Source organism: Micromonospora echinofusca (assembly GCF_017614955.1).
GTDB classification, from domain to species: Bacteria; Actinomycetota; Actinomycetes; order Mycobacteriales; family Micromonosporaceae; genus Micromonospora; species Micromonospora echinofusca_A.
Window position 1 is genome coordinate 1 of record NZ_WVUH01000089.1, and the last position, 21,888, is coordinate 21,888.

Here is a 21,888-nt window from a genome sequence, read left to right on the forward strand (position 1 = left end):
CCCTCGACCCCGCGTGGTCCACCCTGCGCCGGCCGGCCACCCCGGACTGGGTCGACCTGACCGCCCGCCGCTCCCACCTGCGCATCGTCGGCGGCCAGTCACCCGCCGGGCGGTACCGGCCCAGCCTGGTGGCCCGCCCGGTCACCGACCCGGACTTCCTGCTCACCGCCGAGCTGGAGTTCCGGCCGGCCACGTACCGGCAGCTCGCCGGGGTCACCGGCTACCGCGACAGCCGCAACTGGCACTACGTGTACGTCACCGCGACCGACGCCGGGGAGCGGGTGCTGGAGGTGCTCAGCTGCGCCGCCGGGCGGCTGGTCCCGTACCCCGGGGCGACCCTCCGGCTGGGGGAGCGGTCCCGGATCGCCCTGCGGGTCCGGTTCGCCGGTCCGGTCCTGCGGTTCGGGTGCGACCTCGGCGACGGATGGCGGGACCTGCCGCCGGTGCTCGACGCCACGATCCTCACCGGCCAGCCCGGTCCGGCCGGCGCCGGTGCCGTCGCCGGGCTCTGGGTGCAGGACATCGGCGCCGACGGCGGCCATGCCGATGTGGACGTGGTGACCTGGCGGGCCGGTCCGGCAGCCCGACCCTGACCACACCGCCGAGGCACCCGGAGGTCCTACCGCCGTCGATACCCTGGACACCACCGGGGAGCGGAAACGGTCTTGACCTAAACTGCCCTCTAATTCGCCGGGGAGAGGGAGCCGCGTGAGTCGTACCGAGCAACGAACCGTCGACCCGCTGCTCGCCCCGTTCGCGGCGGTCGACCCCGACGGGATGCACACCCGGGCCGTCGACCGGTACCGCTACGCCCACGACGCCTCGCACTACCTGCTGCACCCCCGGGCCGTGCTCACCCCGACCAGCGTCGACCAGGTGGCCGGTCTGCTCCGGGCCAGCCGGGCCGCCGGGGTCCCGCTGACCTTCCGCTCCGGCGGTACCAGCCTCAGCGGTCAGGCCGTCACCGACCAGGTCCTGGTCGACACCCGCCGGCACTTCCGGGACCTCACCGTGCTCGACGACGGCCAGCGGGTCCGGGTCCAGCCCGGGGTCACCCTGCGGCAGGTCAACAGCCGTCTGGCCCGGTACGGCCGCAAACTCGGTCCCGACCCGGCCAGCGAGTCGGCCTGCACCGTCGGCGGTGTGGTCGCCAACAACTCCAGCGGCATGACCTGCGGCACCGAGTTCAACACCTACCGCACCATCGAGTCCCTGGTCCTGGTCCTGCCCAGCGGCACCGTGCTGGACACCGGCGCCCCGGACGCCGACGAACGCCTGCGGGCCACCGAACCCGACCTGCACGCCGGGCTGATCCGGTTGCGTGACCGGGTCCGCGCCAACCCCGACTCGGTACGCCGGATCACCGCCCAGTACGCCATGAAGAACACCATGGGCTACGGGCTCAACGCCTTTCTCGACTTCACCTCGCCCGCCGACCTGCTCACCCACCTGGTCGTGGGCAGCGAGGGCACCCTCGCCTTCGTCGCCGAGGCCACCTTCCGCACCGTACCCGTGCACCCGTACGCCGCGACCGGCCTGCTCCTCTTCGACACCCTCCAGCAGGCGATGGCCGCCATGCCGGAGCTGGTCGCCGTCGACCCGGCCGCGATCGAACTGCTCGACACCGTCGCCCTGCGGGTGGCCCAACGGGACCCGCAGGCCGACCGGGCCCTGCGTGACCTGCCCGTCCGCCAGCACGCCGCACTGCTGATGGAATGGCAGAAGAGCGACCCGGACACGCTGGCCGACCGGGTCCGCACCGCCACCGACCTGCTCGCCGGACTGCCGCTGGCCGGCCCGGCCCGGCTCAGCGGCGAACCCGCCGCCCGCGCCGCCCTCTGGCACATCCGCAAGGGCCTCTACGCCACCGTCGCCGGTGCCCGCCCGTCCGGCACCACCGCCCTGCTGGAGGACGTCGCCGTACCGGTGGCCGCGCTCGCCGACACCTGCGTCGACCTGACCGCCCTGTTCGACCGGTACGGCTACACCGACAACGTCATCTTCGGCCATGCCAAGGACGGCAATCTGCACTTCATGCTCACCGAACGGTTCGAACACGGTGAACCCCCGGACCGGTACGCGGCCTTCACCGAGGACCTGGTCGACGCGGTGCTGGCCCGGGGCGGCACCCTGAAGGCCGAACACGGCACCGGTCGGGTGATGGCGCCCTACGTCCGCCGCCAGTTCGGCGCCGAACTGCACGCGGTGATGCGGGAGATCAAACAGCTCTGCGACCCCGCCGGCCTGCTCAACCCCGGCGTGCTGCTCACCGACGACCCCACCATCCACCTGCGCCACCTCAAGACGGTGCCGCAGGTGGAACCGGAGGTGGACCGGTGCGTCGAGTGCGGCTACTGCGAACCGGTCTGCCCGAGCCGGGACCTGACCACCACCCCCCGGCAGCGGATCGTGCTGCGTCGGGAACTGGCCGCCGCCGAAGCCGACGGCAACACCGAACTCGCCCGGCAGCTGCGCGCCGACCAGGACTACGACGTGGTCGACACCTGCGCCGTCGACGGCATGTGCGCCACCGCCTGCCCCGTGCTGATCAACACCGGCGACCTGGTGAAACGACTGCGCGGCGAACGGCAGGGCCGCGCCGCGCAGGCCGGCTGGCAGGCCGCCGCCCGACGGTGGGGGAGCACCACCCGGGTACTCGCCCGGGGTCTCGACCTGGCCGCCGCACTGCCACCCGGGCTACCCGAGACGGCCACCCGCGCCGGTCGGGCCGTGCTCGGCGCCGAACGTCTCCCGCAGTGGCGACGCGACCTGCCCGGTGGCGGCACTCCCCGTCGCCCCCGCCCGGTCGACGCCCCGCACGCGGTGTACGTGCCGTCCTGCCTGAACACCATGTTCGCCTCCGCCGACGGCGGGCCGGGGGTGACCGGGGCCCTGCTCGCCCTGGCCGACCGGGCCGGGATCCGCCTGTTCGTCCCGGACGGCGTCGACGACCTGTGCTGCGGTACCCCGTGGTCGTCCAAGGGTCTCGGCGCCGGGTACGCGACGATGCGGGACCGGGTGCTGCCGGCGCTGCGCGCGGCCACCCGCGACGGTGAGCTGACCGTGGTCACCGACGCCGCCTCCTGCACCGAGGGCTTCGACCGGCTGCTCACCGTGACCGGCACCGACCTGGCGGTGGTCGACGCGGTCGCGTACACGGCCACCGACCTGCTGCCCCGACTGACCGTGCGCCGCCGGATCGGGTTCCTGGCCCTGCACCCGACGTGCTCGTCCACCCGGCTGGGACTCGACGACGCGCTGCTGGCCGTGGCCCGCGCGGTCGCCGACGAGGTGGTGGTGCCGGACGGTTGGCAGTGCTGCGGGTTCGCCGGGGACCGGGGACTGCTGCATCCCGAGCTGACCGCCGCCGCGACCCGGGAGGAGGCCCGGTCCGTCGCGGGCGGCGCGCACGACGCGTACGCCTCGGTGAACCGGACCTGCGAGATCGGGCTGGCCCGGGCGACCGGGCAGCCCTACCGGCACCTGCTCGAACTGCTCGACGAGGTCACCCGCTGACCGGTGCGCGCGGCCTGCCGTCGGGCGCCCCGGGGCTGGTCTCCTCGTATCGTCCTCCCCGGCACACCGGGCGGCGGACCGTCCCCGGCGAACCAAGCCGCCGGGGACGATCCGCCGCCTGACCGGAGGGACGGGGACGTCGCCCGGTGCCCGGTCAGCCGATCGTGGCAGGCGTGGGCCAGCTGTCGCGGAAGACCTGCGCACCGGCGGCGCCGAATCCGCCGAAGTTACGGTCGACCTGCTGCGCCTCCGTCGTGTACGGGTAGGGGTTGGTGCAGCCGGTACCGGCGCTGCCGCCGGACATCAGCAGGTAGCACTGGCCGTTGTAGTTGTCCGGCAGGCCGAGGATGTGCCCGATCTCGTGCGTCATGATTCGCAGCGGCGCGTACTGCTGGGCCTGGTAGACGTCGATGACCACGTAGCCGTTGCCCAGGCTGTAGCGCACGGCGTAGGAGCCACCGCCGTAGGTGTAGTAGATCATCAGGTTCGAGCCGCACTTGGCCATGTCGACGTTGTTGGTGTACGCGTTCCAGATCCCGGCGGCCTGGTCGGCGATACCCGCGTACGGGCCGGCCTGGCTGGTGTTGTAGCAGACCACGGCGTTCACCCCCGCAGCCGATGCGGGAGCGGGATTCGCTCCCAGGCTGACGCCCAGTACGGCGGCAGCGCCGGCGAGGAGAGCGACGAGACCGCGACCGATCCTTCGTGAGGACATGGGCCACACTCCAGTTCCAGAGAGGGGACAACAGGTGCCCACACCCTATTGATAGATATAGATCTATATCAAGGCCGAGCGGGCGGACGCCGGCCCGGGCTGCCTCGCCACACCGGCCCCGATCGCCGGGAGACGCCGCGTGACCTGAGGTTGCCTGGTTCGGACCCCGGGGGCACGTCGGAAGACCCGAACAATCGCGGGACACTGGTCGTGAACGGCACACACCGCGCCCGCCCGGGGTGCGGGCCGGTGGCCTCGGGGAATGGGGGCGGCCGACCGGTCGTTACACCATGTCCACGCCGAGGCAGCAGCCCGCCCCACGCGGGCCCGATCCCCCGGGAGCACCTGCTCGGCGCGGATGTGACTTCCCCCGGATTCTTCCCGGAGCGCCCGTACGTGTGGTGCTCACGCACCCGTCCGGTACCCGCCCGTGTGGGTGGTTTGTCCGACCGTGTGCGTCGACCCCCGAATGGAGCTGTGGACCATGAACAAGCTTGTGCAGCGTGGTGTCCTGTCCATCGCCGGTCTGACCGCCGCGGCGGGTTTCGCCGCCGGCCCGGGCCTGTCCCACGACCCGACCCCGACCGCCGCTGGCACGCCGGTGGCCGCGAGCCAGCAGGTGTCGACCGACAGGCTGCTGCCGCACGGCGTGCCCGCCGACCAGTCGACCGTGCCGCTGACCGGCGAGCAGAAGGCCAACGCGAAGGCCATCGTCGAGGCCACCAAGAAGGCCGGCATGGACGAGCGGGCCGCCGTGGTCGCCATCGCCACCGCCCTCCAGGAGTCGAAGCTGGAGAACCTGGGCCACCTGGGTGACCGCAACGACCACGACTCGCAGGGCCTGTTCCAGCAGCGGCCGTCCAGCGGTTGGGGCACGGTCGAGCAGATCACCGACCCCGCCTACTCGACCACCGCGTTCCTGAAGGGCCTGAAGCAGGTCGACGGCTGGCAGGACATGCCGCTGACCCAGGCCGCGCAGGCCGTACAGGTGTCGGCCTACCCCGACCACTACGCCCAGTGGGAGACCCAGGCCGCCGACCTCGTCGCCGAACTCTGGACCACGTGACCCCACCCAGGACAACCCCGAGGGCCCCTTCCCCGAACGCGGGGGAGGGGCATCACCCGTTGCGGTAGCCGACGGTGGGCCCGCCCGGTCCGGAGACTGGACGCAGCCCGCAACACGCTGGTCAGGGCGGCACCGCGAGCACGGTGTCACCTCCTGCGGTGCGGTGATCGACCGTGCATGGGGTGCTGCGCTGGTCGTGCTCCGAGCGTGCTGATCAATCGCCGAACATCCGAGCACGAACGGAGCACCATCACGCCTGGTAACCACCGGCAGAGGCTCCGGCGAGTGCGGTACCGGCATCCGGACTCCTTCCTCGGCGCGGTGCCGTGGTCAGCCGAGGAACGGCCGCAGGTGTGCAGAACGGAGTAGCGCCGGCCTACCGGCTACGTACTTCGCGGTTTCCGGGCAGCGGGCCGAGAGGTGGAACGAAGACGCCGGGCCCTCATTCGTTACTCGATCTGCGCGTCGAACGCCTTGCGGGCGTGTTCGATCTGCGGCATGTAGGTGTCGGCCCACTCGAGGAGGGCGTCGACCGGGGCCCGCAGGGTCTTTCCCAACCGGCTGATCCGGTACTCCACCGCGACCGGGCGGGTCGCCACGACGTGACGTTCGATGATCCCGTTGCGTTCGAGTCGTCGCAGGGTCGCCGTGAGGGACTTCTGCGTCACCGCCGGAACCGCCCGGCGCAGCTCGTTGAACCGGCACGGGCGCTCGCAGAGTTCGTTGAGAACGCTGAGCGACCACTTGTCCAGCACCTGGTCGAGCAACTCGCGGTGCGGCGCGTCGATACGTAGTTCCTCGGCACGGGGGGTGGTGGTATCGCGCATGAAACCAGATCTCCTTGAAGTGTCCTCCGTAAACTAGGTATCAATGGTAAACCGAGTTGGTTCCAGTAGAGGAGAAACGATGCCTGTCATCCGCTTCAGCCCCGACGGCCTCCAGCCGCACACGCCCTACGATCACGTGGCGGTGGCCACCGGGTCACGTCACATCCACGTCAGCGGTCAGATCGCCCGCCTGGGCGACGGCACCCCGGTCGCGCCGGGCGACCTGAGCGGGCAGGTCGCGCAGGCACTGCGCAACACCGGCCGGGCCCTCGCCGGAGCCGACGCATCATTCGAGGACGTGGTCCGGTTGACCTTCTACGTGACCGACTGGGCACCCGAGAAGATCGGGCCGTTCATGGCCGGGATCGAATCGGTCGCCGAGGAACTCGGCCTGCCCTGGCCCCTTCCCCCGGCGTCGCTGATCGGGGTGGACCACCTCTTCGAGCCCGACGTGCTCGTCGAACTGGAGGCGACCGCAATCTCGCAGTGAGTGCCTCCTGCGCGACTGCGAGATTGAGACAGCGGTCCGCAGTCACGCGTCGGTGTCACCACCTCACGCCCGCGTCACCTTGTGTCACCGTGCCCGGCTTCAGGCCGCCTCCGGCCTGAAGCCGGGCAGGTGCCGCGCCGGTTCGTCCAGGCGCTCCCGGTATAGGTTCGGTGAGTGGATGTGGTCGCCGCCTGCCGGGCCTTCGTCGCGGTCAGCGGCCACGGCAGCTTCACCTCCGGGGCCGCCGCTGCGGGCATCCCCCAGTCGGTCGCCAGTCGCCGTATCGCCGCGCTGGAGGAGCACTTCGGAGCGCGGCTGTTCGACCGGTCGTCCCGCGCGGTGCGGCTGACGTCGTTCGGGCAGGACATGCTGCCGTCAGCCCGCCGCCTGGTCGACCTCGCCGACGCCATGGACGACGACGCCGAGCGCGCCCGGCTGCGCCCGCTGCGGATCGCCGTACCCGAGATCTGCCCGCCGCGCCGCCTCGCCGCGCTGGTGGTCGCGGCGCGGCGGCAGCGCATCCATCTGGAGGTACGGCCGGCCGGCCCGTCCGAGCGTCAACGGCTCTGCCGGACCCTGGAGGTCGGTGCCGGGATCGTGGCGGTTCCGCAGGCGACAGCGGCCTGGCGGGTACCGCTCGGGCTGGCCGCCCGGACCCCCTTCCCGGCGCCGACGGTGTTCCTGGAGACGCTGCGCAGCGGCCGGACCCGCACGCAGGCCCGCCGGAGGATCCTGATCCAGCCCGAGGACGACGTGGCGCACCTACGCGACCCGTTGACCCGCGCCGGTCAGGCGGCCGGCCTGGCACCGGCTCAGGTGACGGTCGCGCCGTCGCTGGTCGACGCCGCGGCAGCGGCCCTCGGCTCTCCCGACCTGCTGCTCTGCTCCCGTCAACAGGCCGAAGAGTTCGACCTGCACTGGCGTCCTCTCGCCGGCCTGCGGCTCCTGCGCGGCTACGACGTCGCCGCCGGCACCCGCGAGGACCTCGATCAGCTCGGCACGGTCCTGTACGCGGACATCGCACGCTGCCTGAGCGCCTCCGACGGTCACGCGGCGCCGACCGAGAGGCCGCCGCCCGGCAGCCCTTCGACCGGAGGTCCGACATGAGCGCCATCGCGGTGGTACGCAACGCCCAGGACCTGCTCGCCGAGGCGGGGCTGCACGGCGCCTTCCTGGTCCGCAACCTCGACACCGGCGCGGAGATCGGCTTCGACGCGGACACCCCGTATCCGGCGGCGTCGCTGGTGAAGGTGCCGCTGGCGGTCGCCGTGCTGGAACGGGTCGCGCGCGGGGAACTGGACCCGGCGACACCGGTCGACGTCCCGCCCGGTCGGATCACCACGCCGGGCCCGACCGGGCTGAGCCGCTTCCGCCATCCCGCGCGGATCGCGGTGGACGACCTGCTCTACCTGAGCACCTGCATCAGCGACTCGGTCGCCGCCGACGCCCTGTTCGACCTCGTCCCGCCGCCTGCGGTCGCCGCCGAGCTGCAGCGACTACACGTCAACGGCATCGCCGTGCGGCACCGGGCGGGCGACCTCGCCGACACGCCGGCCGAACGTCTCGGCCCCGACGACGTGCACCTGGCCCACTCCCTCGCCATCGGCGCGGCTACCCCCGGACAGGGCCACCCCGTCGCCCAACTCGACATCACCCGCGCCAACACCGGGTCGGCCCGGGCCTTCGTCGATCTGCTGCACGCCCTCTGGCGGCCCTCGACGATCCAGGCGGCCACCGCCGCACGGGTACGCGCCCTGATGGGTGACAACCTGCACCGGCAGCGGCTCGCCCCGGACTTCACCTCCGACGCCTCCCGCTGGTCATCCAAGACCGGCACCCTGCTGCACCTGCGCCACGAGGTGGGCGTGGTGGAGCACGCGGACGGCCAGTCGTACGCCGTCGCCGCGCTCACCGCCTCCCGGGTGCCCGCCGTCGCCCAACCCGGCAGCGAGGCGACCATGGCGCAGGTCGCCCGGTCGCTGCACGACCACCTGCGGGCGGGCATCCTGCCCTGGTGGGGTTAGCCCGCGCTCGCGGTCCGGGCCCGCCGCTCGCCCAGCCAGACCAGCGCCACCATGGCGACGTTGACGGCCGCCAGGATCAGCAGGGACGCGTCTCCGGAGTCGGTGGACCGGTCGATGGCGTAGGGCTCACCGTCCGACAGCACCGTGTTGACGATCCCGAACAGGACGTTGTTGGCGACGTGGAAGGCGACCGGCGCCTCGATGCCACGGCTGATGATCGCCATCAGGCCGGTGCACAGGCCGATGAAGGTGAAGTAGCCGAAGAACCAGGGGTCGTCCGAGCCGTGGAGCAGGGCGAAGCCGAGGCTGGAGACGACGAGCCCGACGGCCAGGGCCGGCCGGACCGCACGCACCCAGGACGCGGCGGCGGGCAGCACGGCGCTGCGCCACCACAGCTCCTCGCCGGCGGACTGCAGCGGCGTGGTCAGCACGGTGACCACCAGCAGGGCGATCGTCGTGCCGCTGACACCGAAGCCGACCCAGGGCGTCGAGTCGCGCGCGACCAGCGCGGTCACACCGATCCCGACACCCACCAGCAGCGCCGCCCCGCCCAGGTAGGTTCCCAGGCGGTGAGCGTCGAAGGCCCGGGGTGAGCTGACCAGGCTGCGCCACGGCACCCGGGCGATCCGCGCCAGGAGCAGGATCGCCACGAGGCCCGACGCGCCGATGCTGAGGTTGATACCCAGGGACTTCAACGGTGTCATGGTGGGGGACATCGGGTCGTCGCTGCCCTCGATGACGCCCACGAGCTGCCAGGACAGCACCTGGAGGGCCAGTATCACCAGCGGCGGCACCGCGAGCACCACGAGCGGCTTCCACCAGGCCATGCGCAGGTGAGCGCCGAACGGACGAACGGGATCGACGGCGGGCGGCGAATGCGCCGGTGTCCGCGGTCGCGGGCTTCCTGCGTCAGAAGGGCTCGGGCGATCCGTCGTCTTCCAGGATCCGTCGGGTCGTGGGGCGGTCATCGGAGACGAACCTTTCGTCGAAGGTGGTGGACATCCCGTTGCGCCGCTTGGCACGCCCGCCGGGTAGTGACACCCCGTCACCGCCGCACCGTGACATCTCGATGTACGCGTCGCGCGCGGCTCAGGAGGCCGGTTCCGCCGGTGCCGGTGCAAAATCGATGCGTGGCTTGCCCTGCATCGCCGTCGCCAGGCTCTCGTAGACCGGCGGTTGATCCCGCCGTGCTGCTGGTGCCGCATCTTCAGGGTGGTCAGCGGCCAGTCCGGGTCGGTCAGGATCCCCGTCACCGTGTACTGCGTGGTCGACGCGACGCCGCCAGGCCGGACATCGCCACTGCGGGAAAGGCCGCCGCGGCGGCCAGATGGCCACAGATCAGCAGCGATGCGGCCTTGGTGAAGACATCGTTGTCACGTTTCCGCGTCCAGGTCACCTCGACCCATCGGGTGCGGGGCGGCAGCGGCCCACCGACCGGCGTCCCACGCCCGGTCGGGTCCTTGATCGCTGCCGCCCCGGGTGTCGACACGTCCCGTGCGGGCGCTCGGCGACGAGTCGGGGCCGGTCACCCGGTCACCAGACGGCCATCACCACCTCCGTCGCCTGGGCGATGAGGGCGTTGTCGTAGTCGGCGTCCTTTTCGTCGCGGCTGGACAGCACCGCGAGGACGATCGGCGCCCGGCCCGGCGGCCAGATCACCGCGATGTCGTTGCGGGTGCCGTAGCCGCCGGCGCCGGTCTTGTCCCCGACGACCCAGCCGTCGGGGACACCGGCGCGGATCAGCTCGGCGCCGGTGGTGTTCCCCCGCAGCCAACCGTTGAGGATGTCGCGGTCCGCGGGCTCCAGGGCGTCATCGACGGCGTACGCCCGCAGGTCCTGGGCCAGAGCCCGTGGGGTGCTGGTGTCCCGCCGGTCACCGGGCCGTGCCTCGTTGAGTTCGGTCTCGTAACGCGCCGGATCGGTGACCTTGTCGCCGACCTCCCGCAGCTCCTTCTCGAACTTCTGCGGTCCGCCGAGCCGGCGCAACATCAGGTTGGCGGCGGTGTTGTCGCTGTACCGCACGGCGGCGTCCGCGATGGCGCGCAGCGTCATGCCGGTGGCGACGTGCTGCTCGGTGATCGGCGAGTAGGTCACCAGGTCGTCGGCCGAGTACCGCACCACCCGGTCCAGCTCGGCGTCCGTGGTCTCGTCGAGGATCTCGGCGGCGGCCAACGCCTTGAAGGTCGAGGCGTACGCGAACCGTTCGTCGGCCCGGTACTGCACCGTTCGGCCTGTGCCGGTGTCTATCGCGTAGACCCCCAGCCGCGCGTCGAACCGCTCCTCCAGTCGCCGGAACTCGTGGTCGCGGTCAGCGGCGGCGGACGGGTTCACCGTTGCCGCACGGTCCCGCGTCGGCTGCTCGGCGGCATCGGCGGGGCCGCAGGCGGTCAGTGACACCACTGCCACCGCGGCCAGCAGACGGTGTGGCGCAAGCACCATGGTCGCTCCTTGTCGATGTCGTCAGGTCCGGCGCGAGTGGCGCCGGTCGAGAACTCGACCCTGACAGGGATCCTGCATGCGGTCGAAGACGGAACCGGCGGTGTTCATGCCGATCTGGCATCGCCGGCACCCTGCGGTCCGGTTCCGGTCGAGGTCAGGCCCGCGGTACCGGGACGTCGTCCGACGCCAGGGTTCCCCGAGCGGCCGGTAACGGCGGACCTTCCGTGACGACCGAGGTGGGGCGGTCGACCGGTGCTGACCGCTCCCACCGGTTGCGCCGCTCTGGTCAGGAGCCGGGTCCCGCGAAGGGACCGTCGGCGTTGAACACCCGCTTCGCGAAGCGTTCGGCGATGCGCCGGTGGGTGGCGGTGTCCGGGTGTAGATCGTCGGGCAGCGGCAGGTCGGCGAAGTCCGCCTCGCCGTAGAGGTCGAGGCCGTCGAGGTGGTGCAGGTTCGGGTCGTCGGCAGCGCGCTGGGCGCTGATCCGCGCCAGCTCCTCGCGGATGACGCGGAGGGTGAGTTTCCCGCTCGCCTTCTCGGCCGCGTCGCCGGTGGCCCGGAAGCGCACCTGTCCGGTGGCGAGGGCGGCGAGGTCGAACGTGCCGGGACCGGGGGTGTCCTCGTGGATGGGGCAGTAGATCGGGGAGACGACCAGCAGCGGCGTGGTGGGGTGGCCGTCGCGGATGGTGTCGAGGAAGCCGTGCACGGCCGGGCCGAAGGCGCGCAGCCGCATCACGTCGGCGTTGACCAGGTTGATGCCGATCTTCACGCTGATCAGGTCTGCCGGGGTGTCGCGCATGGTGCGGGCGGTGAACGGGTCGAGCAGCGCGCTGCCGCCGAAGCCGAGGTTGACCAGGTCGACGCCGCCGAGGGCTGCGGCGACAGCGGGCCAGGTGGCGGTGGGGCTGGTGGCGTTGGAGCCCTGACTGATGGAGCTGCCGTGGTGCAGCCACACCCGGCGACCCCGGTCGGGCACGGGCGCGACGGGGGCGTCGGTGCGCAGGGCGACGAGTTCGGTGGTCTCGTGGTGCGGCAGCCAGATCTCGACGTCCTTCTCCCGGTCGGGCAGGCCGGTGAACCGGACGGTGCCGGGTGGGCCGGACCGGCGCTGCGTGGTCCCGGTGGCCATGTCGATGGTCACCGTGTCTCCGCCGGTGACGCTGGCCTGGTCGGTCAGGTGGCCGTCGACGAGCAGGTCGTAGACGCCGTCGGGGCGGCCCGGCAGGCCGACGTAGGTCCATCGGGTGGGCAGCGTGTCCAACTCGACCACGGTCGCGCGGGTGCGGAAGGCCAGCCGTACGCCGGCGGGCTGGGCCTCCACCATGGCGAGTTGCCCGTCGGTGTTCTGGGCGCGGGCCCAGGCGGGCAGCCGGTGCGGCAGCACACCGCGCGCGGTGCGCTGCACGTCGAGCGCGCCGCGCAGGAGATCCGGAGTGATCGGGGTGGTGATCCAGGTGGACATCATGCTCCCAGTCCATCAGGTGACGTTGTCGGATGGCGGTGACCCGGCGGCCGGGTCACTCACCGCCAGTCGTGTTCGCGGGCGTAGCGGGCCCGCTTCTCGGGCGGTCCGGGTCTGATTCTTGTGCCGGCCGCTCCACCCTGCCCACCGAGATCAACCAAAGTGCGCCTTCGTGTGTGGGTCGCAGCGGGGCGTTGCTGCGGTCGCCTGCTGAGGATCAGCAGAGGCGTGGTGAGTCTTGCAAGGTCGACGTGCATTGCGCGGTCCGGCGGCGAGCTGGGCGTGGCCACGCCGGCGACAACGTCGGATTCTTTCCGGACGTTGGTGTGACGGACACCATTCGACGGCAGCCGTCGAACCGCCCGTCGGTGACATCACGTCACGACGGCGTGTGAGGCGGTGTCTGACCGCGGCCTGCGGTGAGTGCTGGTCCTGTCTTTCGGGTGCGCCAGCAGATGATTGCGGTGATGACGATGACGGTGAAGGCGGGGACGAGCTGGTACGGCGTGCCGACTCCGGCGGACCGGTCCTGAAGTGCACTACCGAGGTCTACCCGTAGGGATGCGGCCAGGATGAGGGTGAACGTGTTGAGCACGGCGTGGAGCATGACCGCGATTTCAAGCCCGCCGGTGCGCCAGGTGATGATGGCCAGTCCGGTCCAGAGCACGAAGTACCACACGATGATGTACGGATCCGTTGCGCCGTGTGCGGCCGTGAACAGCACGCTCGAGACCAGCACCCCGGCGACCAGTCCCGTCCGCGGGCTACGGGTCCAGCTTCCGATCACGCGGAAGATCAGCCCACGCACGCCGTATTCCTCGCCCGCCGACTGGAGCGGAGTGAGGAGCGCCGTGGCGAGGATGATGGCGATGAGGTCGGTCTGCGACCAGGGGGACTCCTCGACGGGCGTGAGAGCTCCGAGCGCGTTCACCACCAGCCAGGCGGGACCGAAGACGAGCAGCGACTTGCCGAGCAGGTCGAAGCGGAACCGCGACGCCACGGAGTGCAGGGACGCACCGGGCACGCCGTAGAGCCACCGCTGGATGAGCATGCTCCACGGAACGAGCAGGCCCAGGGAGAGCATCGAACTGGCATGGTAGAGCGGCGTGTAGTCGGTGCCGCCCAGGATCGGCGGGGTGTTGCCCATCCGAACGTCGATGAGTGCGACCGCCCTACCGATGGCCGTCGGGAAGACGACGAACCCCGCCAGCAGGAGGATGATTGCGAGGAGGCCGCGACCGATCCGGCGTTTGTCGCCGGCGAGTACCCGGTGGTACTCCGTTCCAGGTGGAACTGACGGTTCGTTGCGGGGCCCGCCCGAAGTGAGTAGCGGGTTCGGCTTGTCTGTCGTGGTCATGGCTTCCTCTTGTGAATGTGGTTACTTCCCGGCCTGGTCGAGCACGCTGTAGCGCAGGCGGAGTGCCCGTTCGGTGCTCCCCAAGATGGCCCCGACGGCGAGGGCGAAGTTGAGCCAGATCGGTAGGCGGACGGGCGATGCGAAGGTTCCGACGTTTTCGGCGATCGGGGGGATCTGCGAAATCGGTTCGGCGAGTTGCAGCAGGTTCAGGCCCACGCCGATGAGGAGTATCAGCACGGAGAGGAAACTGATCGAGCGGCTCAGTGTCGGGTGCTCGCGTTCGACGCGGGCACGGCGTCCTTCGGCGGACTTCGGATCAGGAAGGAGCCCGTGCTGCGCGCCGGTGGCGGTGACGTAGTGGCAGCGCTTGAGCCCGAACGCACTGATCGCCACTTCGATGGTGCCGCCCCCGACGGGGAAGGCCGCCGGGAGCTTGGACTCGGCGTGGTGTCTGCCGTCGAGATACAGGTGCGCTCTTGCCTTGCCGCCTTCCGGGTCGGTCCGGCGTGGGATGTCGACGGCATACACCGTCTGCCGGCCGTCCCCGTCGGGTAGCGGGAGGTAGAACAGTGCGCGCAAGGGTAGCTGCCACCAGCGGAAGCGTTTCAAGGCCCGACCGTCTCCGCTGGTGATGCGCTTGGCTGCCCGCCGTTGCCGCCAGTCCTCGATCACGTTTCCTCGCTCGTCCTTGACCGCCGCTTCTCACTAACACGCTGTGCCAGTGACGACGCTAGCACAGCGTGCTAGTACGCTGTGCTAGGAGGTGGCAGATGACACGGGACGACAGGAGCACCGGCTCACGGGAACGGATCCTCGCGGCTGCGGCGGCGATGCTCGCAGAGGATGTGACTGCGCGGTTGACCGTGCGTGCGGTCGCGGCACGGGCCGGGGTGAGCACAGGCTCGCTCAGGTTCCACTTTCCGACCCAGCGCGCACTGCAGGACGCCGTGCTCGCCAGAATCTACGACCACATGTTCCCCGACGACCCGATCCATGACCGGTCGCTACCCGCCCGGGATCGACTGGTCAACTGTCTCCGGCAAGTGCTCGCCCCCGCCGGCGTCGGGGAGCAAGCACGTGAGGCGTGGGGCAGGGCGTACCAGATGTTCATCGCACCCGAACCGACCGAGGAGGTGCGCGCGGCGTATCTCGCCCTGGAGCGGCAAGGGTGGCGCCGCATCGAGTACTGGCTGACGGTTCTCGCTGACGAAGGCGCGCTTCCCAGGGAAGACCACGCACGCCGAGTGAGATTCCTGCTCACTGTCCTCCAAGGGCTCTCCGTCGAACGAGCCCTGCCCGCCGAGGACTCGATCCTGAAGTCCGAAACCGAAACTCTCTACACGGCCGTCGACTGCGTCCTCAACGCCCCGACCGCATGAGCCGGCATCCCGTGCCGGTCCTCCACATCCCGACAGCACCCCCATGCGGCGACGCCGTACCAGGGCCACCGGATGACGAGTGCGCCGGCGCAAGCTCCATGCGGCGGCGCGGGAACCGACACCCAGCAACAGCAGTACCGCGCCGACCGCGCCGATGACGACGTAGCCGGCCCGCGCCGCGCCGACGGCCGCCGCCGGGGCGTAGGTCGGCCAAGCGGCGATCGCGGACGGCAGGTCGAAGCCCAGGTGCCAGAAGGCGGCGATGAGGACAGCAGCAATTGTGACCCCGCGTGCGTATCGGCTGGACAGCGGCTCGTCGGTCACGGTGCCCACCGCAGCGTGACGCTCGCACCCGCCGGTCCGGAGGTGACGGCGGTGTCGCCGCCCACGCTGCGCATGCGGCCCACGATGGCTTCGCGGATGCCGCAGCGGTGCGCCGGAACCATGTCGGGGTCGAAGCCGGGCCCGTCGTCGGTGATCTCCACCCGCAGAGCGTCGTCTGTGGACATGACGTCGATTGACACTGCTGCGCCGGGGCGGTGGCGCTGTCCGTTGGTGAGCGCCTCGGCGGCCACCGAGACGCGAACCCGGTGACCCGCCGCGCTGTCCCGTGCCAGGATGCGCCAGCCGTCCAGCCGGGTGTGCAGATACATCGGCCGATCGACGTCCCGCTCCTGGTACTGCTCTGCCGCAGCCTTTTCGACCATGCTGAGTTCCGCCGCAGCCCGCTTTTGCGGGACCGCCGTGCTGGCCGGTCAGGGTGCCGGCGCCGACAGTGGTCAGCGTCGCCAGGACGGTGTCGTGGGTGTGGCGGTTCTGCTCGCGCTCCTCGGCTCTGCGGGCGAGATCGGCCTGCATGACCCGTTTGGCCTCCGGCTGGCAGCGGGATCCGGGAGGTGCTGGTGTCGGGTCGATGTCGGTGCGGTCCTTGCCGTGCCTGCGGGGGCACGCCGGTGACTCTGATGATGGTCGACCAGAGAATCTGGGCTGGAACGACTAGATATTCTCGGCGGCGTGGCATACTCTTCTTCGAGTCGAGAGATGAGATCTGTCAAGGCGCAGACGGGCCGCCCGGCCGTGAGGTCACGACGGGCGGCAAGAAGCGGGATTCGTTCCGCCAGAGTAGGAGCACGTCAGCCCTGACGTGTGATGCACGACGGGGCGCGCAGGTGGGGCCGAGGTTTGCTCAGGGCTCCAGCTGATGTTCGCCGTACGTGTGGGGGCCGTGAAGTCGCGTGGGCTCCGACACCGGTGGACCGTACGACAGCAAGGGAAGAAGTAGCAGAGGAAAAGGGAGGGCCGTACACCGTTGGATCGCCCGCCGTCGGCCGTCATGTCAGGCCGGGCGGACACCGCAGTTTCCATCGAACGAGAGGTGGTCTCCGGTCACGCTTACGCGATCCCCGCACCCGCTGCCGCCAGTTGCGGCTGGTGCGGATACGACAGGCCGACGTTCCTGTCGGCAGATGGTGTTCTGACCCGTAACCCTGGGCCCCGGCGCTGACGCGCCGGGGCCCTCGACGTGGAGGTGACATGGGGCGAAACCCCGACGACATGTTCGGCGACGAGGACTACCCCGCCTACACCATCGGCCAGGCCGCGGAGATGCTCGGCACCTCGCAGGACTTCCTGCGCCGCCTGGACGAGGCGAAACTGATCGACCCGCACCGTTCCAGCGGCGGACACCGCCGCTACTCGCGCTACCAGTTGCGTCTGGCCGCTCGGGCCCGCGAGATGGTGGATCAGGGCACCGCCCTGGAAGCGGCGTGCCGGATCATCATCTTGGAAGACCAACTCGAGGAAGCTCTGCGACAGAACCAGAACCATGGGACGCGGCGACGCGACTGACCGAACCGCTTCCGGGTGATGTCGTCGGCGGGCGGTGAGCCGGCCCTCTCCGGCAGAGGTACCCCTGATCGTGGTACCTCTACACACCCCGGCTGCGGGTGGCGGCCGGGGCGCTGTGCGGGACCACCGGTCCCAGGCGCCGCCATGGAAGGTCGGCCGCCGTGCCCGGGCACGGCGGACCAGCGGCGTGTAGCGTCCGACCATGGGCAGCGGCGGAACGGACGACGTGGGCGCCGAGTGGAACACCGCTCGTGACGCCGACGAAGTGACGCTGCTGTCGGAAGAGATCACCGCCGCGCGGGTGACCGCGCTGCGTCACGCGGTCGCCGAGGCAGTCCGTGCGGCGGGTCTGACGGGCCATGGGCTGGAGGACTTCGTGTTGGCGGTGCACGAGTTGGTCATCAACGTGGTGCGCCATGGCGGGGGCAGTGGCGAGGTGCGACTGTCGCGGCACCACGACCTGCTGACCTGCCAGGTCAGCGACGACGGGCCCGGGTTGCGCGAGACAGCCGTCGCCCTGCCATCACCGGGAGAGGTCGGCCACCGGGGACTGTGGCTGGCACAGCAGCTCACCGAAGGACTGACGATCGACACCTCCGATCAGGGCACGAACGCCTCGGTGACAGCGCGGCTGTCCGCCCGACCGACCGTGAACGAGGGGCGGTAATGGTGGCCACGGAGCAGACCTGGCACTGGCGTGTCGACGTGTGCGCCGACCGACGTGTCGTGGCGCTGTTCGGTGAGATCGACATGTCCGGCGCCGACCGGCTCGACGACCTGCTGCACGAGACCATCGCCCAGGCCGGGACGGTGGAGGTGGACCTGGAGCGGGTGACCTTCATCGACTCCACCGTGCTCAGCACCCTGGTCGGCGCGCACCACCACGCGACCGACCGGGGAGTGGACCTCACCCTGGTCAACGCCGCTGGGCAGGTCCGCCGGGTTCTCGACATGACCGGCATCATGCAACTACTCGGTCGAATGGCAGATCCGCCACCCGCCGCGATCTGAGCGCCAGGGCTGGCGGAACTCGTCGCCGCGACCGACCGTCACGACGCGGGGACCCTGGGGCCGGTCAGACCCGGCCCGTCGCGGGCTCAAGGAAGCGGACCATGAGTACGGTGGCGTCGTCCTGGAGCCGGTCGTCCTGGTAGGCGAGGATCGCGTGCACCAGCCGCCGGGCGGTCTCGGGCAGCGGAAGCCCGTCGGCGAGGGCCCGCACCGTGAAATCGACCAACCGCTCGGTACCGAACCGCTCCCCGTCGGCCGACCGGGCCTCGACGATGCCGTCGGTGTAGAAGAGCACGTCGTCGCCGGGTTCGAGGGCCTCCTCGACCACCACCGGAGGACGCCGGTCGCCCAGCGTGACCGGCAGGGCGGTGGGCGTGGGCAGGACCATGGCGACCTTCCCTCGCCTGATCACCAGCCCGCCCGGGTGCCCGGCGGAGATGACCCGCAGCCGACCGGTGCGCTGGTCGAGTTCGGCCAGCACCCCGGTGATCAGCCCGCGCCGGTCGTGGTCACGCACCGCGTTGTCGATGTGGTGGTACGTCTCGACCAGGTCGAATCCGCCCCGGCGGGCGTTGCGGTAGGCGGCCAGGGCCAGGCTGGCGAGGATCACGGCGCGCATCCCGCCACCGGAACCGTGCCCGACGGCGTCGAACAGGGCAAGGTGGGCCACCTCGCCGTTGACGGCGTAGTCGAAGGCGTCGCCACCCACGTCGTAGCAGGGCTCCAGGATCCCACTGATGATCATGTTGCCGGTGGAGAAGGTAAGCGGTGGAAGTTGGGCGCGCAGCATCTCGGCGGCCAGCCGCATCGGCGCCTGTCGGCGGACCTGCTCGATCGTGTCGCTGTAGTGCGACCGCGTGATCACCAGCTCGGCGAGCAGGGAGGCGACCGCCTCGAACGCGGCCACCGAGGAGTCGGCCAGGGCAGCGGAGGCCACCACCTCCGCGACACCCATCCGCTCCAGACCGTTGACCAGCGGCAACCACAGACGCGCACCGTCGTCCACCGGCCCACCGAACGGGCGCATCATGCTGAACGCCCGGCCGGCCAAAGTGCCCTCGATCGCCAGCGATTCCCGGCGCGGTGCGTCCGGGCCGGGCAGGGGAAGCAGTTGACGCTGCTCGTGATCGACCAGGTAGAGGACCATGTCGTCGGCGCCGAGCTGTCGGGCGGCCCACCGTGCCATCCCCGGCAGGTCCTCGGGCCGAGCGTGGTGCGATTGTCGCAGCAGACCGTGTAGTGCGTCCCGCTCACCCATGCCCACCGACCTTCGCCGCCGCCCATGCCGGGCCGCCCGACCGGTCAGAGTACGCGGGTGGCCCACCCGTCCCGCGCCGGTGCGCAACGGCGACCGCGCCCGACGCACGCCGCCGCCCGGTCGCGTGATCGCCGCCCGCCGGATCAGCATCCTCGAAGACCAGCTCGAGGAAGCCCTCCAGTACAACCGGAACCACCAGCGCCGTCGTCGAGCGGCGCCACCTGACCCACGCCTCACGTCCTCCTCCACCCCGAGGGGACCGTTGTCGTACCCGGATTCCCCGCCGGCCAGCAAGAAGGCGTTTCTTGACAGCCCATCGAGGCGGGCACGCGACGCCGTGCCGATACAGCACACCCGCGGCCAGCACACCGGACAACGCCGGCCGGGCGATGAGCCGGCAGCGGGTTTCCGGGCGCCGGGCTGATGCTGTGGCAGGGACCGCGCACAGGGGAGCTAACGAGCTAACCCCGGACTGACATGGTCTGTGCTAAGCTTCCCAAGTTGCAGTTTTGATTTCCTTGGACGTTTTCGGCGCCTGGTGGGGTTATCTGAAACCCGTCAGGCGCTTTTTTCGTTTTTCGTGTCGGTTCCGGCGCGGGTGATCAACGCGGCGGCGTGAGGGTCCGCGCAGTGCGGTCTCTAACAGCCTGCGAAGGAGCAGACATGGCTACAGGTACCGTGAAGTGGTTCAACGGCGACAAGGGCTTCGGTTTCATCGCCCAGGACGGCGGCGGCGCCGACGTCTTCGCCCACTTCTCCGCGATCTCGGCGAGCGGCTTCCGCAGCCTCGATGAGAACCAGCGGGTGGAGTTCGACATCGCCCAGGGCCAGAAGGGCCTGCAGGCGGAGAACATCCGCTCACTCTGATCCGCGACTTCGCGAACGGCGGCCCGAGTGGTTCAGCGGGCCGCCGTTCGGCGTTCCCGCAGGCTCTGTCGCTGATTCTGTGACGATGCCTCACGCTTGGAGCGGGATCCGTTTGCGGAGCAGGTCGAAGTCCGCCCGACCGTAGCCTTCAACCGCCCCTGAGCTGGCCAGCGGATCAGCGGGACCCGTAGGAACGGGCGGACAGTGATCGTGACGTTCCGCTACCGGCGAGTCGGCATCGACCATACGGTACATCCGTTTCTGTCGATGGTCGGCCGTCGTGACAAGGGCATCCCGCGTGCCTGAGTCGGGTGCACGTGCTGTGTGAGTAGAACGAGGGTGCGGGGCCGATGGCGCCTGACAATCCGAGGGACCTCCGAAAGAGGAGACCCGAACTACGATGAGCCCGGCTCGGCGCCTGGTCTCAGGCATATCCACCCTTGCGCGCGCGATTCGGAGACACCTTGAAGCTCTTGCTCACATCAGGTGGTGTCACGAACCCCAGCATCCACTCGGCGCTCGTGCAGCTTCTCGGCAAGCCGATCGGCGACGCCAATGCCCTCTGCATTCCCACAGCCGAATACGGGCACCCCATGTGCACCCCCACCTCGGCCTGGCGTTTCATCGCCGGCCGGAGCCCGTCACCCATGTGCGACCTGGGCTGGAAGTCGTTGGGCGTGCTGGAACTCACCGCGCTGCCCACCATCGGGGCGGAGCGATGGGTCCCCTGGATCCGGGAGGCCGACGTGCTCCTGGTCGACGGCGGTGACGCGACGTATCTGTGTCATTGGATGCGAGCGTCCGGGCTGGCCGATCTGCTGCCTGCGCTGCCCGACATGGTCTGGGTGGGCGTGAGTGCCGGAAGCATGGTGATGACGCCCCGGATCGGAACGGACTTCGTCGAGTGGCCGTCCGCGCCGGACGACCGCACCCTGGGGGTCGTCGACTTCTCGATCTTCCCGCACCTGGACGCTTTCCCAGAGAACACTCTCGCTGACGCGGAGCGGTGGGCCGCTGACCTCGGCGTCCCGGCCTATGCCATCGACGAACAGACGGCCATCAAGGTCGTCGACGGCTCCGTCGAGGTGGTCTCCGAAGGGCAATGGACGAAGTTTGGGTGAGGCCCCGGGCGGCCCTTCCGATCGGCCGGATGCGCGCGGCGGCTCGGGCGCCGAAACGCACCCTGAGGTATAACGATCTTGGTCCGGCTCGGACAGCTAGTGTCGGTGACGTTGATGGGCCAGATCGACGGCAGGATGATTGACCTCGGGCGCCAATCGTTGAGCGTCACTATGGACCTGTGCACGTTCGGCGTACCCGGTTGGGCGCCTTGGCCCGCACACCGACACAAGCTGATCTGGCATCGCCAGCGCCGCGGTTAGGTCTTGGTCGAGGTCAGGTGGGCGGTGTCACGAACGCTGTGGGCGCCGATGGTCACCATCGTGCGCCGGCTGACCGGTACCAGCACACCGTCCCGGTGACACGGGTGAACCTCGCTGTCATCCGCGACCTGATCACCACACGTGAAGCCACCGCCGGTCAGACCGGCGACCGGCTACGCGAGCAGATCACGGCCCTCACCGCCGGCCTCGCCCGCGTCAAGGGCGAACTGGCCGCCCTGGCCACCAC

The 21,888-nt window shown here is 70.5% G+C and carries 20 protein-coding genes and 1 pseudogene; 12 read left to right on the forward strand and 9 right to left on the reverse strand.

Annotation, left to right across the window (positions count from 1 at the left end; genetic code table 11):
• Nucleotides 1-593, forward strand: a pseudogene (locus GSF22_RS12820) (glycoside hydrolase 43 family protein); the annotation flags it as partial.
• Nucleotides 594-708: 115 nt separating this feature from the next.
• Nucleotides 709-3,516: an FAD-binding and (Fe-S)-binding domain-containing protein gene (locus GSF22_RS12825; protein ID WP_307803961.1), complete on the forward strand. Its 2,808-nt coding sequence runs from the start codon at nt 709-711 to the stop codon at nt 3,514-3,516.
• A 154-nt stretch (nt 3,517-3,670) separates the two neighbouring features.
• Here the strand turns inward: GSF22_RS12825 and GSF22_RS12830 are convergent, their stop codons facing one another.
• Complete coding sequence (locus GSF22_RS12830; protein ID WP_307803962.1) at nt 3,671-4,123, reverse strand: snapalysin family zinc-dependent metalloprotease; 453 nt, start codon at nt 4,121-4,123, stop codon at nt 3,671-3,673.
• Between the two features lie 592 nt (nt 4,124-4,715).
• Here GSF22_RS12830 and GSF22_RS12835 point away from each other — a divergent pair.
• Nucleotides 4,716-5,297, forward strand: a complete 582-nt coding sequence (locus GSF22_RS12835; protein ID WP_208813773.1) for a hypothetical protein — start codon at nt 4,716-4,718, stop codon at nt 5,295-5,297.
• Nucleotides 5,298-5,746: 449 nt separating this feature from the next.
• Here GSF22_RS12835 and GSF22_RS12840 read toward each other — a convergent pair whose 3' ends face one another.
• Complete coding sequence (locus tag GSF22_RS12840) at nt 5,747-6,124, reverse strand: winged helix-turn-helix transcriptional regulator (RefSeq protein WP_208813774.1); 378 nt, start codon at nt 6,122-6,124, stop codon at nt 5,747-5,749.
• A gap of 79 nt (nt 6,125-6,203) precedes the next feature.
• Between GSF22_RS12840 and GSF22_RS12845 the strand changes: the two genes are divergently transcribed.
• From GSF22_RS12845 to GSF22_RS12855, 3 genes are all read left to right on the forward strand, one after another.
• Nucleotides 6,204-6,614 carry a RidA family protein gene (locus GSF22_RS12845; RefSeq protein WP_208813775.1) on the forward strand — a complete coding sequence of 137 codons (411 nt, stop codon included), beginning with the start codon at nt 6,204-6,206 and terminating at the stop codon, nt 6,612-6,614.
• A gap of 174 nt (nt 6,615-6,788) precedes the next feature.
• Nucleotides 6,789-7,721: a LysR family transcriptional regulator gene (locus tag GSF22_RS12850; RefSeq protein WP_208813776.1), complete on the forward strand. Its 933-nt coding sequence runs from the start codon at nt 6,789-6,791 to the stop codon at nt 7,719-7,721.
• On the forward strand, nt 7,718-8,638 hold the full coding sequence (locus GSF22_RS12855) for a serine hydrolase (RefSeq protein WP_208813777.1): 921 nt from the start codon (nt 7,718-7,720) through the stop codon (nt 8,636-8,638). The genes GSF22_RS12850 and GSF22_RS12855 overlap by 4 nt, the downstream gene beginning before the upstream one ends.
• Here GSF22_RS12855 and GSF22_RS12860 read toward each other — a convergent pair.
• The 5 genes from GSF22_RS12860 to GSF22_RS12880 all read right to left on the reverse strand — a co-directional run bounded on the left by GSF22_RS12860 (nt 8,635) and on the right by GSF22_RS12880 (nt 14,568).
• On the reverse strand, nt 8,635-9,465 hold the full coding sequence (locus GSF22_RS12860; RefSeq protein ID WP_208813778.1) for a CPBP family intramembrane glutamic endopeptidase: 831 nt from the start codon (nt 9,463-9,465) through the stop codon (nt 8,635-8,637). The two genes, GSF22_RS12855 and GSF22_RS12860, sit on opposite strands and share 4 nt — an antisense overlap.
• Nucleotides 9,466-10,171: 706 nt before the next feature.
• Nucleotides 10,172-11,077: a class A beta-lactamase gene (gene bla, locus GSF22_RS12865; protein ID WP_208813779.1), complete on the reverse strand. Its 906-nt coding sequence runs from the start codon at nt 11,075-11,077 to the stop codon at nt 10,172-10,174.
• 286 nt (nt 11,078-11,363) lie between these two features.
• Nucleotides 11,364-12,542: a GDSL-type esterase/lipase family protein gene (locus GSF22_RS12870; protein ID WP_208813780.1), complete on the reverse strand. Its 1,179-nt coding sequence runs from the start codon at nt 12,540-12,542 to the stop codon at nt 11,364-11,366.
• A 376-nt stretch (nt 12,543-12,918) separates the two neighbouring features.
• On the reverse strand, nt 12,919-13,896 hold the full coding sequence (locus tag GSF22_RS12875; protein ID WP_208813781.1) for a CPBP family intramembrane glutamic endopeptidase: 978 nt from the start codon (nt 13,894-13,896) through the stop codon (nt 12,919-12,921).
• Between the two features lie 21 nt (nt 13,897-13,917).
• A complete protein-coding gene (locus tag GSF22_RS12880; RefSeq protein ID WP_208813782.1) occupies nt 13,918-14,568 on the reverse strand; it encodes a hypothetical protein in 651 nt (216 codons plus the stop codon).
• A gap of 98 nt (nt 14,569-14,666) precedes the next feature.
• On the opposite strand from GSF22_RS12880, the gene GSF22_RS12885 reads away from it, so the two are divergent.
• Entirely contained in the window at nt 14,667-15,275 is a 609-nt protein-coding gene (locus GSF22_RS12885; RefSeq protein WP_208813783.1) for a TetR/AcrR family transcriptional regulator, read from the forward strand.
• Nucleotides 15,276-15,595: 320 nt separating this feature from the next.
• Here GSF22_RS12885 and GSF22_RS12890 read toward each other — a convergent pair whose 3' ends face one another.
• On the reverse strand, nt 15,596-15,982 hold the full coding sequence (locus GSF22_RS12890) for an ATP-binding protein (RefSeq protein WP_208813784.1): 387 nt from the start codon (nt 15,980-15,982) through the stop codon (nt 15,596-15,598).
• An 826-nt stretch (nt 15,983-16,808) separates the two neighbouring features.
• Between GSF22_RS12890 and GSF22_RS12895 the strand changes: the two genes are divergently transcribed.
• The 3 genes from GSF22_RS12895 (at nt 16,809) to GSF22_RS12905 (ending at nt 18,134) form a co-directional block, all read left to right on the forward strand.
• Nucleotides 16,809-17,123, forward strand: a complete 315-nt coding sequence (locus GSF22_RS12895; RefSeq protein ID WP_208813785.1) for a helix-turn-helix domain-containing protein — start codon at nt 16,809-16,811, stop codon at nt 17,121-17,123.
• Between the two features lie 202 nt (nt 17,124-17,325).
• Nucleotides 17,326-17,790, forward strand: a complete 465-nt coding sequence (locus GSF22_RS12900; RefSeq protein WP_208813786.1) for an ATP-binding protein — start codon at nt 17,326-17,328, stop codon at nt 17,788-17,790.
• A complete protein-coding gene (locus tag GSF22_RS12905; protein ID WP_244367292.1) occupies nt 17,790-18,134 on the forward strand; it encodes an STAS domain-containing protein in 345 nt (114 codons plus the stop codon). Before GSF22_RS12900 ends, GSF22_RS12905 begins: the two co-directional genes overlap by 1 nt.
• A 64-nt stretch (nt 18,135-18,198) precedes the next feature.
• Here GSF22_RS12905 and GSF22_RS12910 read toward each other — a convergent pair whose 3' ends face one another.
• Complete coding sequence (locus GSF22_RS12910; protein WP_244367294.1) at nt 18,199-19,320, reverse strand: PP2C family protein-serine/threonine phosphatase; 1,122 nt, start codon at nt 19,318-19,320, stop codon at nt 18,199-18,201.
• Nucleotides 19,321-20,055: 735 nt separating this feature from the next.
• Here GSF22_RS12910 and GSF22_RS12915 point away from each other — a divergent pair.
• Together GSF22_RS12915 and GSF22_RS12920 are read left to right on the forward strand one after the other, a co-directional pair.
• Nucleotides 20,056-20,259 carry a cold-shock protein gene (locus tag GSF22_RS12915; protein WP_208813788.1) on the forward strand — a complete coding sequence of 68 codons (204 nt, stop codon included), beginning with the start codon at nt 20,056-20,058 and terminating at the stop codon, nt 20,257-20,259.
• A gap of 464 nt (nt 20,260-20,723) precedes the next feature.
• Nucleotides 20,724-21,380: a Type 1 glutamine amidotransferase-like domain-containing protein gene (locus GSF22_RS12920; RefSeq protein ID WP_208813789.1), complete on the forward strand. Its 657-nt coding sequence runs from the start codon at nt 20,724-20,726 to the stop codon at nt 21,378-21,380.
• Nucleotides 21,381-21,888: the final 508 nt, after the last annotated feature.

Bases quoted from the DNA above. Each gene is read 5' to 3' on its own strand.
- GSF22_RS12855 (WP_208813777.1), top strand. From the start codon at position 7,718: ATGAGCGCCATCGCGGTGGTACGCAACGCCCAGGACCTGCTCGCCGAG.
- GSF22_RS12840 (WP_208813774.1), bottom strand. From the start codon at position 6,124: ATGCGCGATACCACCACCCCCCGTGCCGAGGAACTACGTATCGACGCG.
- GSF22_RS12915 (WP_208813788.1), top strand. From the start codon at position 20,056: ATGGCTACAGGTACCGTGAAGTGGTTCAACGGCGACAAGGGCTTCGGT.
- GSF22_RS12845 (WP_208813775.1), top strand. From the start codon at position 6,204: ATGCCTGTCATCCGCTTCAGCCCCGACGGCCTCCAGCCGCACACGCCC.
- bla (WP_208813779.1), bottom strand. From the start codon at position 11,077: ATGGTGCTTGCGCCACACCGTCTGCTGGCCGCGGTGGCAGTGGTGTCA.
- GSF22_RS12890 (WP_208813784.1), bottom strand. From the start codon at position 15,982: ATGGTCGAAAAGGCTGCGGCAGAGCAGTACCAGGAGCGGGACGTCGAT.
- GSF22_RS12910 (WP_244367294.1), bottom strand. From the start codon at position 19,320: ATGGCACGGTGGGCCGCCCGACAGCTCGGCGCCGACGACATGGTCCTC.
- GSF22_RS12900 (WP_208813786.1), top strand. From the start codon at position 17,326: ATGGGCAGCGGCGGAACGGACGACGTGGGCGCCGAGTGGAACACCGCT.
- GSF22_RS12860 (WP_208813778.1), bottom strand. From the start codon at position 9,465: ATGGCCTGGTGGAAGCCGCTCGTGGTGCTCGCGGTGCCGCCGCTGGTG.
- GSF22_RS12835 (WP_208813773.1), top strand. From the start codon at position 4,716: ATGAACAAGCTTGTGCAGCGTGGTGTCCTGTCCATCGCCGGTCTGACC.
- GSF22_RS12870 (WP_208813780.1), bottom strand. From the start codon at position 12,542: ATGATGTCCACCTGGATCACCACCCCGATCACTCCGGATCTCCTGCGC.
- GSF22_RS12885 (WP_208813783.1), top strand. From the start codon at position 14,667: ATGACACGGGACGACAGGAGCACCGGCTCACGGGAACGGATCCTCGCG.
- GSF22_RS12905 (WP_244367292.1), top strand. From the start codon at position 17,790: ATGGTGGCCACGGAGCAGACCTGGCACTGGCGTGTCGACGTGTGCGCC.
- GSF22_RS12875 (WP_208813781.1), bottom strand. From the start codon at position 13,896: ATGACCACGACAGACAAGCCGAACCCGCTACTCACTTCGGGCGGGCCC.
- GSF22_RS12895 (WP_208813785.1), top strand. From the start codon at position 16,809: ATGGGGCGAAACCCCGACGACATGTTCGGCGACGAGGACTACCCCGCC.